This is a genomic window from Phyllobacterium trifolii, from assembly GCF_014192095.1.
Classification (GTDB): Bacteria; Pseudomonadota; Alphaproteobacteria; order Rhizobiales; family Rhizobiaceae; genus Phyllobacterium; species Phyllobacterium trifolii.
In genome coordinates this window covers 1-14,668 of sequence record NZ_JACHXN010000047.1, presented here as the reverse complement: position 1 = coordinate 14,668, position 14,668 = coordinate 1, and the positions used below count along the sequence as shown (strand labels likewise).

The following is a 14,668-nucleotide window of genomic DNA, read 5'->3' as shown; positions in this document are numbered from 1 at the left end:
AGGATTAAAAGCCGCATCCGACCGATGCTCGGATTCAAGACGCAGAAGACCGCCGACATTATCCTTTCTGGGGTCGAACTGGTCCACATGATGCGCAAACGACAGGCGAGATTTGCCTACAATCCAGCGCCATCACTTGCTGAACAGTTCAATACCTTGGCTGCATAAGGTGCGATCAAAGGCTCCCACTAATTTCGCGGTCTACGTTAAAATTTGCGACAGAACCGCCTCGTGAAGCTGGTAACACTGAAATCCGCCGGAACGCTGTAAAACACGGCGGTCCTAATTCAGTCGTTCGTTCAAACTATTCTTTGTTCGTTGACAGATAGCGCAGGCCAAGTCCGATAGCCACGCCCAGAAACATCCAGTGTGGCACTCTGTAGGTCCAAGGGGCCGACATCCAAACCTGCAACCTGACAACTCCATCATGACTCGTGGGGATCGAATAAATCAAGTAGCCGATAAGAATGAAGAAGATAGCACCGATTATGGCTGCAACGACATATCCGAGCACTGCTGATTGCAGCTTGACGGCGAGCTTCTGATTATCATCTGGTTTTTGGGTTGTTTTCATCTGGAATCCCTGGCCGTGCCGGGTATCATTTCGGATTATTTGGACACGGGTCCCATCCGGTTGCAATACTGAAGCTAGAGATGTGAGGTTGCCAACCGGTAAATACTTCAGGGTCTTTCGAATTCGCCGAGGTTTATTAGTCCCGCTTGTCTTTGTGGACCGATCAATGCGGGTTTCTCAGATACAGCACAACGTTCCATATAAAATTGTTCGAGATCCTTCAAACCAAAAAATCAGATCGGACCCTCCTTCTACCTGCAAAAAACGGTCTGTGCGTCACGCCGTCGCGCAAAGGCCACAACGGCAAGAATTCTGTTAGATTTCCGCGACTGATGCCGTAGGCTTGTTAGCGTTATGATCTTCAGCAAACATCGCAAGTTCTGGACCCTTGTGCCCATTACCATAACCCTTGCCACCATGGTGGGGTTGGTCTCATACTCACCAACGCTTTATCGGCTCTTTTGCGCCGCGACTGGATACGCGGGCACTGTGCAGCGCGGTGTCGCCCCCGTTGTGCAAGCAAATGGAGATGCTGCTGCGAAGTCCGTGACCGTGTTCTTTGACAGCAATGTGGGAGGCAAGCTTCCATGGGACTTTCATCCCGAGCAACGCAAGGTCACAGTTAAGCTTGGGCAGCCGACGCAGGTCTATTATTATGCGAAGAACAACTCGCACAGAACGATCGTAGCGCGGGCAGTTTTCAACGTCACGCCGTATGAAGTCGCGCCGTTTTTCTTCAAGATACAGTGCTTTTGTTTTACCAACGAAAAATTAAAGCCGGGCGAAAGCGCGCGAATGCCTCTTGTGTTTTACGTGGATCAGCAGGCGGCTGAGGATAGAAATGCGAAAAGAGTGGATCAGATCACATTATCGTACACGTTTTTCGAGCAGAAGACCCTGACACCGCAGGAAATCGCAACGACCCGTGATCTTGGAACAGGCTCAGCTGAGACTAATGCTCAGTTGGCAAAGACAGCGGTGGCCGGCTTCGATAATGAAGCCCCACGCAAGCAATGATAAGGAAACGTCTTGAACGAGAATATTCGTCGCTCGACTGTCTTGGCTGGAGCTGCACTCATTTTGGCCACTGGTGGAGCTGAAGCCCACAGCTACAAGCTCGGTTCAATTGCGATTGGTCATCTTTGGACAAAGCCGTCCGGAAGCGGCGAGCTGGACATATTTGGGCCCCTGTTCAACACGGGGTCCGTACCAGATCGATTGATTTCCGCGGCCTCGCCCATCGCCAACGAAGTGGAATTTGTTACTGAAGTAGATGGCGGCGAACAACCGCTCGGAAGGATTGAGCTCCCGCCAGGAAAGCCCGTTTCTCTCGCATCATGGGGAGCTCATATCGCATTAAAGAAGCTGAAGGGCAATCCACGCGAGGGAGACATGGTGTCTTTAACGTTGAAGTTTGAAAAGGCGGGAACAATCGACGTTGAAGCCGCGGTAGAGAAGCTTCCGAGCCCCGAATAGCTCACACGTGGAAAGCGGCATTTCATTGAGGTTTCACACGCATGAGCGGACCCTCATCTCTGGCTCCATCGTCGCCACGACGTTATGTGCTGCGCGCGGCATAAACCCGCAAGCTCGATGACATCGATCCGATCTCCTACATCGATGAAACCCTGACCGCCATCATGAACGGTCATCCGCAGACTCGCAGTAAAAAGCTGATGCCGTGGCACTCGTGCACCATCCAACGACCGAAATCGTGATCTCCGGTCAACTTCTTGCAACTAGACGATCAAATAGCATGCCGTTGAAGACGCGGCAGCCACATCACCGAATGTTGATCGAATTTTTACCAATTAGTAACCCGCCTTTCAGCAAATCGATCCGTTATTCGGGTTGCCGGAGGACCGCTTTCCAAGGGTGACATTCTGATCCAAATAATCAAAAAACGACAGCAGGTGACATGTTGAAATTATTCATTGCAACAACCGCAATCGCTCTCTGCACTGCGTGTCCAACCTTTGCTCAAAGCCCGACCCAAATAGGGCAGTTCAAAGCATGGGGAGCGTATAGCTACCAGTCAAAAGATCACACGATTTGCTACGCGCTCACGGTACCCGTCAGTCAGCAACCCACAAATGTCGATCACGGCGACAATTTCTTTATGATCACTCAGATACCCGGGGACGATACTGGCCTCGAACCCCAATTGAAGGCTGGATACAATTTGAACGAAACGAAAAGAGTGGTCGTTACCGTTGAGGGCCGCAAGTTCTATATGATGTCCGCGGGCAGTCGCGCCTGGGTGGAAAACGAAGCGGATGAGCCTCAACTGCTCGCGCTGCTGCGGTCCCAACAGAAAATGAGCGTCGATTCTGTGTCGGCGCGCGGGACCAACACCCACTACCGATATTCGTTACTAGGCGTGTCTGCAGCCCTTAAGGCCGTTTCAATGTGCAAATAAGCTTCTCGCCCCAGGAGGATGCATGGGAACTGGGAGGGCCTAATTGAGGTTTTCCCGTTCGCAGAGAGGCTATCGTGCGGCACGCAAGTCTCGCTACAGTGCAATTTTGGCCGTCTCGATTGTTTTGATTGGATTGTTCGGTTTCACCGTAGCAGGCACCGCCGGCCCAACTTCGTTCACCGGGCGCCAGACTGGGCTGATGATTCCTCGCTTTGTCTCTCTTAGCGCATCTCGTGCGAACATGCGTGTGGGCCCGGGGATTCAATATCTGATCAAATGGGAGTATGTCGCACGGGGAATTCCGCTCGAGATCATTGACGAATATGGCAATTGGCGAAGGGTGCGTGATTCTGAAGGGGTGACTGGCTGGATGTTTCACACCCTCCTTTCGAGCAAGCGAACTGGGCTCATTGCGCCGTGGCAGAAACAATTTGCATCCTTGAGGAAAAGGCCCTCGACGGAAGCACCGATCATCGCCCGCCTGCAACCGCACGTGTTGGTCTCGCTGCAACAATGTGATGGCGCATGGTGTAGCGTCTCTGTCGCGAAGCAACTTAAAGGTTACATCAGCCAATCCAAGATATGGGGAGCCTATCCCAGCGAGACCTTCGGAAGTTGCTTCTTTTGTTTCGACGGGATGTTCCGTTTTGTCATTTTCGCACTGTAGTGCGCCGGTGATGGCAATTGTTCTAAGTATCGAAATTTGCCTAGCTGACAAGCTGTAGGCGAGCGCGGCACCTGCGTTGACATGAGTTGGGAAACCACTGTTCTTATCGCTTCATGCCTATTCGCTTGGGCGTTTGTCGATGTTTTCTTCAGGAGAAATTGACGTCTGCGACGAGGATCAGCTCATTGCTGATCTTTATCTAGACTAATTGCTGGAGGGAGATGACATCATCGTCAAAAAGAACACCGGATCACAGAATTGTATCAAACATTATTGTGAGTTGATAGGCGTCCCCCGGACGGGTAACCTCTCCAAAGGAGGAATTTGCGGTGTCCATACTGGCAATTTCGATTGGATTCATTTTCCTGATCTGGGCGGGGTGCATACTCTTCCCGGTACGGCCTGAGTGAGACTCGCCCCTATGAAAGCCATTCAAGCTAAAGAGCTCGTTGTTAATGCACTCGCGCGCGACTTACGTTAAACAAGTCACAGCTGAGTAATCAAGCGAAACGACGAAACACCGCGAAATGAAACAAAACTTGTAATAAGCGTAGTTGTGCTTTTTCTGACATTGCTCATTTGTTTCAGCGTCGTGGGGTCAATGCTTGTCGAGGTCAATGGCATTGTACAGTCGCGAGGTATTCAATCGGGCTAACAGACGATAGCGCTTCATTATATGGCTTCTTACTCAAGTGCCTACCGGAAGCCAGCGCCGTTCGCATTGTACCATCGGCCATGCACCGTTCGGGATACCGCGATATCATCATCTCATCGTCAATCTCAATTCTAGGAGCAACCAAGATGGGGCACTATTCTCCTTCGCAGCCATCCCTGCCGCATGGCGACTTCACATCCCGAACCATCTGATCATAGGAGACGGCATGACTGGGTGAGGCCCGGAAAATGGGGGAACCCCGGAGACTTCCTGCAGGTGACGCATTTGCAATTCAGTCGACCCGCAGGGGTTCAAACCAACCTCGCCTCGGATCTGATATTTTTATCCTAACGCTAACTACAAGAAGGAGCTTCTCGTTGAACTTGTCTGCTATTCTCCGAAAAGGCGCAGAATTTCTCGCGCTGGCCTCAATTTTCGTGCTGGCGCCGGCTCCAGCGTTCTCGCAATCGAAACCCGGTGAAGTGCCTCTCCACTCTCACCCAGAACAGTATGGCGATGGTTGGGAATGTGACCGGGGTTACCGGCCGTCAGGTGGAGATTGTGTCGCAGTAAAAATACCTGAGAACGCATTCTTGAACGCTTGGGGAACGAGTTGGAGATGCCAGAGAGGCTTTCAGCAAGACGGTGGTGCGTGCGTTGCGATAAACCTTCCGGCACATGGCTACCTTGACTCTGCCGCCCGCAACGGATGGATTTGCGAAAGGGGATATCGCGCAAAGGCCGGAAAATGCGTCTCGGTTGTCGTCCCTGAAAACGCCCACGCCACCTACGACGTGTATGGTTCAGGCTGGGCATGCAATCGCGGCTACAGAGAAGGCGACGGAGTCTGCAAGAAGGTGATAGTGCCGGAACATGCTTATCTGGATTCCGCGTCTTATGGACCTGGGTGGCAATGCAGGCGCGGCTACAGACGCGAAGGCAACGGATGCTTAGCTGTTGATGTCCCGGCTCACGCTTTCCTGACATCGTCGGGAGATGAGTGGAAATGCGAGCGCGGGTTTCAAAAATCCAAGTCGTCGTGTGTTAAGATCGAGCTGCCAGTGAATGCCCATCTTGACTATTCAGGTAATGATTGGGGGTGCAACCGCGGTTATGAGCTTAAAGGACAGCAGTGCAAGTTCGCAGACGCAAACGGTTAATTCGATGCGTTTCGGTTCGGAACTTCGCATTCGCGTTGGTGCACCGAGATGTTCGACTCAGTTCGATCTTTGATGCCGCCTGTTATGCCAGTTTGTATGGTGCCGGACGGACTCTGGGCGTGTGCCAGAATGCGGTTGAGAACGATGCAACCGTTGGCAACCTCTGTTTGTTGAGCTGGAAAGGATGGCGCCCGCAAGCGTCGTCCGGTTGAAACCTTCCATCGCCCGATGACGGTTTTGATCAGCGCACGCTCGCCGTAGCCGCTGGCCATGCCAATTCAGCCGACCTTGTTTGCAAGCACACGCCGACTGCAAGTCAATCCATCATACCAACGCGCCCGCAAATAATCACCAATCCTGTGTCGCATCAAACGACCGCCAAGAGTTTTGAAAAAGACCCACGCAGCATCGGAGTAGCGACGAGGTTGGGATACTTCACGAACTCGTGACCTGCGGTGCGTAACTTTCTAGTTCTCATCATCGAATTGCCCTGTGTGCGCATGATGAACCGGCGCACGCAACACAAGGGAGACGATAACCATGTCAACGCGATCAACCGTAAGCGCAGCTGCATTGGCGAGCGCTGTATCAATAGCGCTTTCCTCATTTGCAATGGCCGCACCGCTGACCCAGGAACAGGTAAAGACAGCGATGGATGCGGGCAAGGAGAAATGCTTCGGAGTGGCCCTTAAGGGCCAGAACGATTGTGCCGCCGGTCCCGGTACAACCTGCCAAGGAACGTCCACCATCGACTATCAAGGCAATGCCTGGAAATTCGTCGATGGCGGAACCTGCACCACAATGCAACTGCCGGACGGCGAGAAGGGTTCTCCCGAGGCGCTGACCCGCGATGTTCCATCGTAACAGCTAAAACGACGGAAAGTGGAGGCAGAGATGGCCACATTGGCAACACAGCCGGAATCTCGTGTGTCGTCGCAAGCCGTCCGCTTTCCGGAACATGCCATTGCGGCGCGTGTGGGCACCAGCTTCAAGCATGAGCATTTGCCGGCAATCCTCGATGATGATTCGTATACGGGGTTCTTCGAAGTCCACGCAGAAAACTACATGGGTGCCGGCGGTCGGCCGCATCATGCACTCACGCGTATCCGGAGCGACTACCCTGTCTCGCTGCACGGTGTGTGCATGTCGATTGGCGGGCCGCAGCCCCTGGATAAGTTGCATCTTGGACGATTCAAGGCGTTAATCGAAAGATATGAGCCAGCGCTCGTATCCGAGCATCTTGCCTGGTCGACACACGACACGACCTATTTCAACGATCTGCTGCCGCTGCCCTATACGCAAGCCACCCTTTCCCGTGTTGCCGACCATCTCGATGAGGTGCAGGAGGCCATCGGCCGCCCAATCCTGCTGGAAAACCCGTCGACCTACTTGATCTTTAATGAATCCACCATGAGCGAGACGGATTTCATCAGGGCTCTTGTCAGGCGCACTGGCTGCGGTCTGCTGCTCGACGTCAACAACGTCTTTGTTTCGGCCGCCAACCTCGGTTTTTCCGCACTGGATTATCTGGCCGACTATCCCCTCAACCATGTCGGCGAAATTCATTTGGCAGGACATGCCGAACAACAGGACGACGAGGGGGCCCTTCTTCTCATTGACAGCCACGATGGACCGGTTGCCGACGCCGTCTGGAAGCTCTTTGGCATCGTGATCAGCCAATGTGGGCCTGTTCCCAGCCTAGTCGAATGGGACAGCGCCATCCCCGAGTGGCCAATCCTCAAGGCGGAAGCGCTCGCGGCACAAGCTGTTCTTGATCGCCACGCCCGGAGTACCTTACCTGGAAAAGTCCATGGCGCAGCTTGATCTTCCAGCTCAAATCCCAAGCGAAGCATCAGCCAGCGCAGCGGCCTTTGCTTCGGCCCTGCTTGATCCTGACAGGAGAACGCCGGCGCAGGTCGCTGGACCTGATGGCAAAGCCGCGGAGAAACGCTACAACGTCTATCGCAACAACGTTACCGTTAGCCTCATCGAGGCACTGGCAGCGACATTTCCGGCAACACGGCGCATAACCGGCGAGGACTTTTTCCGGGCGATGGCACGCTTTCATATTCGTGCCAGTCCTCCGACCTCCCCGCTGCTGTTCGAGTATGGCCGCGGCTTTCCCGGATTCATCGAACGATACGACTACGCCCGGTCCATGCCCTGGCTTGCAGACGTAGCGCGCATTGAACGCGCCTGGCTTGATGCCTATCACGCGGCTGACGTTCCGCCTCTTTCGCTGCAGGATTTGGCGGCCATTCCGCCCGAGCGGCTTGGAGAGCTCATGCTTGTGCCGCATCCGGCAACGCACATCGTTTTTTCACCTTACCCGGCTGTCAGTATTTTCGCAGCAAACCGCAGTGCTGGTCCGGTCGGACCCATCAACGCGACAGGACCCGAACGCGCCCTGGTGACCCGGTCCGCGCTTGATGTCACGGTTCGGACCCTGCCGCCTGGCGGCTTCGCTTTCCTGGACCACCTCACCAAAGGGAAAACGTTTGGTGCGGCCGTTGCGGCGGCAACTGCAGCATCCCCGGAATTCGATCTGTCCGCCAATATCGTTGGGGTGCTTCAGGCCGGGGCATTTACGGCGATCCATCAGGGAGATTGAGGGAATGACCCAAGCGCAAAGAGACACCAGTAACACACCGAGGGGACTGCCCGGATTGTTTCAGCGGGCCAACCACCTCGTGGCCGCGGTTGCCCCACCTTCCTTGACCCAGCTTGTACTGCGCATCGGCCTTGCTGTGCCATTCTGGAGGTCAGGCATCAACAAGTGGGACGGCTTTTTGCAGTTGAACGAAGTCGCGGTGCTGCTCTTCAGCTCGGAGTTCAAGCTGCACTTGCCAGGCGGCCCATACCCATTTCCTGCACCGGGCATCTTTGCCTTCGCGGCCGCCTGTGCAGAGATTGTTCTGCCGCTGCTGCTCGTTGTCGGCCTCGCGACGCGGTTTGCCGCCTTCGGTTTGTTGTTAATGACGTTCATCGTTGAGCTCACCGTTCCTGAAGGCTGGCCGCTTCATGTAACATGGGCAGCAATGGCGCTCGGAATTATGGCCTGGGGACCGGGACGATTTTCACTTGATAGTTTGCTGACACGGAGCAACCCTTGAGAGAACCCGACTTTTCTGCTGTTGGATCCAAGGCACGACAACGTCTTCAATACTGTAAAAGAACACCGGTCGACAAGAAGGGAGAATGAGTATGGATGCTGCCGCACTGCGCGCCATTCAGGCGCCAATCAAGGAGCGTTATAAGACCGATCCGCAGGACGCATACATCACGTTGAAGGCGCACGGCACGCTCGATGATCAAAACATCGCCTGCAAAGTGGAGACTGGGCGCCTTCTCGCCGTCGCGGGCCTGCATCCCGCGACAGGGGGGACGGGCCTCGAACTGTGCTCTGGTGACATGCTGCTCGAAGCACTCGTCGCCTGCGCCGGCGTGACCATGAAGGCAGTGGCGACGGCGCTGGACATTCCGCTTCAATCCGCAGTCGTCTCGGCCGAAGGTGATCTCGATTTCCGCGGTACCCTCGGCGTTGCCAAGGATGCTCCGGTAGGCTTTGCCCAAATCCGCCTAACCTTCGACGTTGAAACGGATGCACCGCAAGACAAGCTCGACCAGCTCCTCAAGCTTACCGAACGCTACTGCGTAGTGTACCAGACCATTCGCAACGGACTGCCCGTAGACGTGATGCTGCGGCGTTCGTGACGCTCTTGTTCGAAAGGGGCGGGTAGAATTCTGGAGCCAGGCAAGTCGTTATCTCGGGTCCAAGTTGACCTCAAAGCCGCCGATTGTCGCAATCTGCGGAGCGGCGCCATGAAACATCGGGCGAATTCGCTCACATCTGTCCGACCTGAGAACCCAACGCACTCACCGTTATGTTCCCGGAAGCGTATATATTCAGGATTCTGGCGACCGCCCGGTTCATGGGTGTCGGTATGCCCAGTTCCTCTCCCAAGGCGGCAACGCCGCCACTCAGCCACGCCAGCTCCATCCGCTTACCGCGAACAAGATCATGGTACATCGACGATGTCATCGAGGTTGGGAGTGTATCGCAGAAGGCCAGCCGGTCCTCGGCAAAGTCCGGCGTAAGGGGCACGCCCTTTGCCCGCCCGACGGCAACAGTCTCGTTCATGATGTCGAACAAGAGAGCACGGGCAGCGGGATCTTCCCGGATTGGCCCAATGGTTTGACGGATAGCCGATGTTGTTGCCGACAGTCCGACGAGAAAGACGTATTTCTCCCAGATCAGCCGCTCGATCTCGTTGCTGATGTCGGCGTCGATGCCCCCGGCGCTACAGGCTTGATAGAACGCTTCGGTCCGGGCTGAGCTGGTTCCATCGTACTCGCCGGCAATGATGCGTTGCATTGTCCCGTCGTGCCGGATGGTTCCCGGCTCAGCAATTACAGCTGCGATATAACAGAGTCCGCCGATAACCGCTTCGGTTGGCACGTGCTTGCGCAACACCTCGTCCTTGTGGACGCCGTTCTGCAAGGAGAGAACCGCCGCGCCCTGTTCGGCCAATGGCTTGAGTGTAGCGGCGGCTAGCTCCGTGTCCCATAACTTCACGCCGAGGATGACAAGGTCGACCTCACCGACTTTGCTGATATCGTCAACTGCCTTGACGTCCCGCAGATGGACGTCGCCCCGTTGGCTGATAACACGCAGGCCGTCCCTCTGAATGGCGGCAAGATGGGCGCCGCGCGCAACGAAGGTCACATCCGCACCGCCAGCCGCGAGTCGCGCCCCAAAATAGCCACCGACGGCCCCTGCTCCGAGAATCGCAATACGCATGATCGTGCCTCCAGGAAATGAGAATGGGATCAAATATCGAGAACGCTACACCCACTCACCACTTAGCCGTGCAAATGAGTTTATACGGTCTGAACAAATATTCTCAGTAACTCGTACAATTATGTGGCCCGTGCTAGAGCGTGCTGACCGTCTCCCCCCTTTGCCAGCATCGCATGGCAGTGACGAGACCAATTCCGCTGGAGAATGCGCTTTCCTTTGAGACCATGATGTTCGCCCTGTCGTTTTGGGATGCTGCTCCTAGTTGGCCACGATTTGATGTTCATTCGGCCGCAGGCGGATAGTTCGATGGGAAAAGGGCGCGCTTGGTCTCGTCGTCATTCACCTTCTTGAAAGCGTGGTCTTTGCCAACGGCGCGCGCGCGAGCCGCCGCCGGACGCGCGTCGACCCTTTCGAACCAGTGTTTGATATGAGGATATGCCGTCAGGGGATCTGTCTCATTCTTGAGAACGCGTGAAGCGCGGCCGAGCCATCCCCAGGCTGACATGTCGACGATCGTGTAGTCGGATCCGACGATGTGATCCTGTCCTGCGAGTTGGTCGTTGAGGACCTGATAGTGCCTTTCGGCCTCGCGTCGATAGCGATTGACCGCATAGTCAAGGCCTTCAGGCGCTGCGTATTGGAAATGAACGGCTTGGCCTGAAAACGGGCCAAGCCCGGTGCCAAGGAAGAAAAGCCACGACAGGAGCTCGGGCCGGTCTTCCGGCCGTCCGAGGAAGCGACCGTCCTTCTCGGCCAGGTAGAGCAGGATCGCGCTTGAATCAAAGACGCGGGCTTCGCGTCCGCCCGGACCGTCAGTGTCGACGATTGCAGGCACCTTGCCATTGGGATTGATCGCACGGAAAGCGGGCAGGTGCTGTTCGCCCTTACTCGTATCGACGGGCACGACCTCGTAGGAGAGCCCGGCCTCCTCCAGAAACAATGCAACCTTTGCCGGATTTGGCGTGGGGTGAAAATAGAATTTGATCATAACGAGCTCCTTCGGCAGTAAGGCTGAAACCTTTGTTGCCCCCGCGCTTTAGGTTTTAGAACATTCGATATAGAATGCACGGCAATAGATGATGTGACAATCCCCATTACGGGCGGCAGAGCAGAAAAAAGCGATGGCGAGGCCAAGAGAATTCAATGAAACGGCCGTGCTCGACGCAGCCATCAATTGTTTCTGGATGCACGGCTACGAGGCAACGTCGGTGCGCGACCTAGCCGAGCGGATGCAGATGACCGGGGCAAGCCTTTATAACGCCTTTGGCGACAAGCGGTCCCTTTTCCGCCAGGCGCTGGAGCGTTATGTCGACCAAAGCTTTGGCGATCGTGTAAGACGCTTCGAACTCCTGCCGCCACGTGAAGCCATCGGTGCGTTCTTTCAAGAAATCATCGATCGATCGCTGGATGATAAAGAGCGCAAGGGCTGTCTGTTGGTCAACTGCGCTCTCGAGCTTTCGCCGCATGATACGGAATTCCAGGAAATTATCGGGGGTGTTCTTGTCAGGGTCGAGACCTTTTTTGGCCGGTGCGTCACATTGGGTCAAAAGGATGGTTCTATCACCGATCGGCTTCCCTCCGTAGACCTTGCCCGGCATTTACTGGGAAGCTTTCTCGGAATCCGCGTATTGGCGCGCAGCAGACCCGAGCGGGCGCTGCTGGAAGGCTTGATAAGCCCGACCTTTGCACTCCTCGACAACGACATAGTCAAGAGGGAGAATTACCCGGAATGATCCATCTTTATTATTAGCCCAGGCCGACGGGCGCAAGATTGCGATGTTCCTCGAAAATGCCGTCTCGCCTACGAAATCCATCCAGTTGATATCAGTGCCGGTGATCAGTTCGCACCTGAAATCGCCGCCAGCTGCAGCATCCGTGAAGCGGGGCGGAAGCAGCCCAATGCCTGACGCTGCGGGATGGCCTGAGAGCACCAGCGCTTGAAGCACGCACCAAATGCCCCGCACCTCGAGAGGATTGAATGACAAGCGATCAGAAGGTCCATAAAATACTTTCCGCTCGCTGATAACGGCGGAATGAAACGACAGAACGATCATTCCCCTTGATGGATCAAACAGGCCGCGTTGCGAAAAGTAATGGACATGGCTAAGTCGCAATATTTCGATATCGTCTCGCCCGAGTTTCATGCGAACCCTTTTCCGACGCTCGATCGCATGCGAGCCGAAGGTCCTGTGGTTCGCATGCAGTTGCCGATAGTTGGCCAGACATGGCTAGCCGTCACACATGACAGCTGTGCAATGTTGATGAAGGATCACGCGGCCTTTGCGCGCGACCCTGCCAACGCTGGCAGCCTGACGCAGGCGCGAATATTAAGGGTCCTGCCGAGGACGATCGGCCTTTTGGCGCTCAACATGCTGGGCCACGATGATCCTGAGCACCGTCGCCTGCGTAGCCTCGTTGACCAGGCGTTCCAGCGCCAGACGATAGATGCCTTGAAACCGATGATCAAAGACATTGCCGATCGGCTTCTCGACAGGCTGAAGGGCAAAACGGAAGCCGAACTCATGCACGAATTTTGTCGGGATCTGCCACTTTCAGTCATCTGTGCGATGCTCGGCCTGCCGGAAGAAGATCATGACCGATTCAAGAACTGGCTGGGCGGGCTAAAGGACACCGCCAATATTGGGGCGGTTATCCGCGCTATTCCTGGTGTAATCCGTGTCGTTCGCTACCTTCGTCGAGTCTCGAGACCGCAGGGAGGAGCACTGTCCGAAGGGCTCATTGCGAGGCTGCGTGACGCTGAAACAGACGGCCCACCTCTCAGTGAAGATGAATTGGTGTCGATGATATTCCTCCTCTTCGGCGCTGGACAGGAAACCACAACCCACCTGATCGCCGGAGGACTCTTCGCGTTGCTGTCACATGAGGATCAGCGACGTCAGCTGCAAAGCGATCCATGCCTGATGCCGACCTGCGTCGAGGAATGCCTGCGCTACGTCTCACCAGTGCAGATGACCAAGCCACGCTTTGCAACCCGAGATGTGGTGTGGCAAGGACGGCAATTTCGCCGCGGCGACATGTTCGCCGGATTTCTGGCGGCGGCGAACGGCGATCCTGCCAAATTCGAGCATGCTTATAGTTTCGACATCACGCGCCACCCGAACCCACATCTTTCCTTCGGCACCGGCCCGCATTTCTGCCTTGGTTTCCAGCTTGCACGAGCCGAGGCCGCTATCGCCTTCGGATCACTATTCGAGCGCTTTCCGCAAATTCGCCTTGCTGCGGGGGAGACCAAGATCGCTTGGCGAAAGCGTCTCGGCATCCGTGCATTGGTGCAGCTACCTGTACGACTTGTCGCATAAAGCGATCAAGGCTCAGGGACAATTATCTACATAAACGTGTAGTTCCAAAGAAGGCGTTTTGCGACCTTCGAAGCACATGCCGAGAATACGGATGAAGTCCGGCATTCGAACGCTGTCTTAAGGCAAAGAAGCTGCTTTAGGCGGCGTATGTCCGCTATAGCGCGCCCCTTGCCATTAATCAGGCCGGTGCGACGCGGGCGAGATGATGCCAGCTTCAAGACCTCCATCCTTCCTGGACGGCGCCGACCTTATCTGACAACCTCCGCACCAATCGAAATGGTCCACATGATGCGCAAACGACAGGCGAGCCACGCCTTCGAACCGAAACGACCTCAAGCTAACCGGACAGGGCGTTGGTCAGCCTGCCGGTTTGGTATACTATATTCATCGGCTGAATTCGAAGGCTCTCCACATTCTCGGCGCTCCTTCCCTCAGCCTATCAGGGAGGACGGCTTAGCCATTCATTCTCAAGCCTTTGTCCTCCCGCTGTTTGGAGGAAAGATGGACGGTAACCCAATAGAGATGGAAGCCACGTTGCGCGCGCTTCCAAAAGGTGAAGTAATCGAAATTGCTACTCGCGACGATGGCCCCTACGCCCTCAAGGCTCGAGCAGAGCTTGCGAGGCGGGATACAAAAACCTTCCGGATTGGAATGGCCATCGTGGTGATGGCCATCGGTCTGGGCATCGGGATTAACCTGGTCGACAAGTTGTAGCCCAACCCGGGCACCCGCGGGAGTCTTTACTTGAGTTGGGAAAACGCCTTCCCGATGATCGCGTCATGCCTCTTCGCAGAGACATCATTGATGTCCTCTTCAAAAGGACTGTGTGCTCGTGTTGTTGCTGAAAAATGGACCGAGATGGCTGTTGATTTTTGGGATGTTTACCAACCGTAGAGACGTGAGGTGAATTTCTGCGGTACCCGGGCCAAGATGTGTGTTGGGTGCGCGAATTTTGATCTGCATATGGCAGAAGCAACCGCTCTGATGTAAGCTAGACCATGGGCCTGATGAGAAAATTCATCGCAGATTGGTTCGGATATAATCGTGCCGCCCTTTCCGTTGCCGTAGTGTT

The 14,668-nt window shown here is 55.2% G+C and carries 16 protein-coding genes and 1 pseudogene; 14 read left to right on the top strand and 3 right to left on the bottom strand.

Going from position 1 to position 14,668, the window contains the following annotated elements; all coding sequences use genetic code 11:
• A pseudogene (locus FHS21_RS29965) lies at positions 1-168 on the top strand (IS6 family transposase); the annotation flags it as partial.
• Between the two features lie 136 nt (positions 169-304).
• Here FHS21_RS29965 and FHS21_RS29960 read toward each other — a convergent pair.
• Positions 305-574, bottom strand: a complete 270-nt coding sequence (locus tag FHS21_RS29960; protein ID WP_183665761.1) for a hypothetical protein — start codon at positions 572-574, stop codon at positions 305-307.
• 354 nt (positions 575-928) lie between these two features.
• On the opposite strand from FHS21_RS29960, the gene FHS21_RS29955 reads away from it, so the two are divergent.
• From FHS21_RS29955 to FHS21_RS29915, 10 genes are all read left to right on the top strand, one after another.
• On the top strand, positions 929-1,591 hold the full coding sequence (locus FHS21_RS29955) for a cytochrome c oxidase assembly protein (RefSeq protein WP_183665759.1): 663 nt from the start codon (positions 929-931) through the stop codon (positions 1,589-1,591).
• Between the two features lie 12 nt (positions 1,592-1,603).
• Positions 1,604-2,050: a copper chaperone PCu(A)C gene (locus FHS21_RS29950; protein WP_183665757.1), complete on the top strand. Its 447-nt coding sequence runs from the start codon at positions 1,604-1,606 to the stop codon at positions 2,048-2,050.
• Positions 2,051-2,172: 122 nt separating this feature from the next.
• On the top strand, positions 2,173-2,292 hold the full coding sequence (locus tag FHS21_RS31750) for a hypothetical protein (protein WP_376772248.1): 120 nt from the start codon (positions 2,173-2,175) through the stop codon (positions 2,290-2,292).
• A gap of 200 nt (positions 2,293-2,492) precedes the next feature.
• Positions 2,493-2,993: an invasion associated locus B family protein gene (locus tag FHS21_RS29945; protein ID WP_183665755.1), complete on the top strand. Its 501-nt coding sequence runs from the start codon at positions 2,493-2,495 to the stop codon at positions 2,991-2,993.
• Between the two features lie 43 nt (positions 2,994-3,036).
• Entirely contained in the window at positions 3,037-3,660 is a 624-nt protein-coding gene (locus FHS21_RS29940) for an SH3 domain-containing protein (RefSeq protein WP_246411379.1), read from the top strand.
• 2,355 nt (positions 3,661-6,015) lie between these two features.
• Positions 6,016-6,339 carry a BufA1 family periplasmic bufferin-type metallophore gene (locus FHS21_RS29935; RefSeq protein ID WP_183665753.1) on the top strand — a complete coding sequence of 108 codons (324 nt, stop codon included), beginning with the start codon at positions 6,016-6,018 and terminating at the stop codon, positions 6,337-6,339.
• A gap of 30 nt (positions 6,340-6,369) precedes the next feature.
• The gene (gene bufB / locus FHS21_RS29930; RefSeq protein WP_183665751.1) at positions 6,370-7,299 is read left to right on the top strand and encodes an MNIO family bufferin maturase; all 930 of its coding nucleotides are present in this window, start codon (positions 6,370-6,372) and stop codon (positions 7,297-7,299) included.
• Complete coding sequence (locus FHS21_RS29925) at positions 7,286-8,086, top strand: HvfC/BufC N-terminal domain-containing protein (protein WP_183665749.1); 801 nt, start codon at positions 7,286-7,288, stop codon at positions 8,084-8,086. Before bufB ends, FHS21_RS29925 begins: the two co-directional genes overlap by 14 nt.
• A gap of 4 nt (positions 8,087-8,090) precedes the next feature.
• Positions 8,091-8,588: a DoxX family protein gene (locus FHS21_RS29920; protein ID WP_183665747.1), complete on the top strand. Its 498-nt coding sequence runs from the start codon at positions 8,091-8,093 to the stop codon at positions 8,586-8,588.
• Positions 8,589-8,679: 91 nt separating this feature from the next.
• Complete coding sequence (locus tag FHS21_RS29915; RefSeq protein WP_183665745.1) at positions 8,680-9,189, top strand: OsmC family protein; 510 nt, start codon at positions 8,680-8,682, stop codon at positions 9,187-9,189.
• A gap of 130 nt (positions 9,190-9,319) precedes the next feature.
• Here the strand turns inward: FHS21_RS29915 and FHS21_RS29910 are convergent, their stop codons facing one another.
• Complete coding sequence (locus tag FHS21_RS29910; RefSeq protein WP_183665742.1) at positions 9,320-10,276, bottom strand: ketopantoate reductase family protein; 957 nt, start codon at positions 10,274-10,276, stop codon at positions 9,320-9,322.
• Positions 10,277-10,556: 280 nt separating this feature from the next.
• A complete protein-coding gene (locus FHS21_RS29905; RefSeq protein ID WP_183665740.1) occupies positions 10,557-11,264 on the bottom strand; it encodes a glutathione S-transferase family protein in 708 nt (235 codons plus the stop codon).
• Between the two features lie 133 nt (positions 11,265-11,397).
• On the opposite strand from FHS21_RS29905, the gene FHS21_RS29900 reads away from it, so the two are divergent.
• The 3 genes from FHS21_RS29900 to FHS21_RS29890 all read left to right on the top strand — a co-directional run bounded on the left by FHS21_RS29900 (position 11,398) and on the right by FHS21_RS29890 (position 14,310).
• Positions 11,398-12,009, top strand: coding sequence for a TetR/AcrR family transcriptional regulator (locus tag FHS21_RS29900; RefSeq protein ID WP_183665738.1), 612 nt, complete (start codon positions 11,398-11,400; stop codon positions 12,007-12,009).
• A gap of 366 nt (positions 12,010-12,375) precedes the next feature.
• Positions 12,376-13,596: a cytochrome P450 family protein gene (locus FHS21_RS29895; RefSeq protein ID WP_183665736.1), complete on the top strand. Its 1,221-nt coding sequence runs from the start codon at positions 12,376-12,378 to the stop codon at positions 13,594-13,596.
• 501 nt (positions 13,597-14,097) lie between these two features.
• Positions 14,098-14,310 carry a hypothetical protein gene (locus FHS21_RS29890; RefSeq protein ID WP_183665734.1) on the top strand — a complete coding sequence of 71 codons (213 nt, stop codon included), beginning with the start codon at positions 14,098-14,100 and terminating at the stop codon, positions 14,308-14,310.
• Positions 14,311-14,668: the final 358 nt, after the last annotated feature.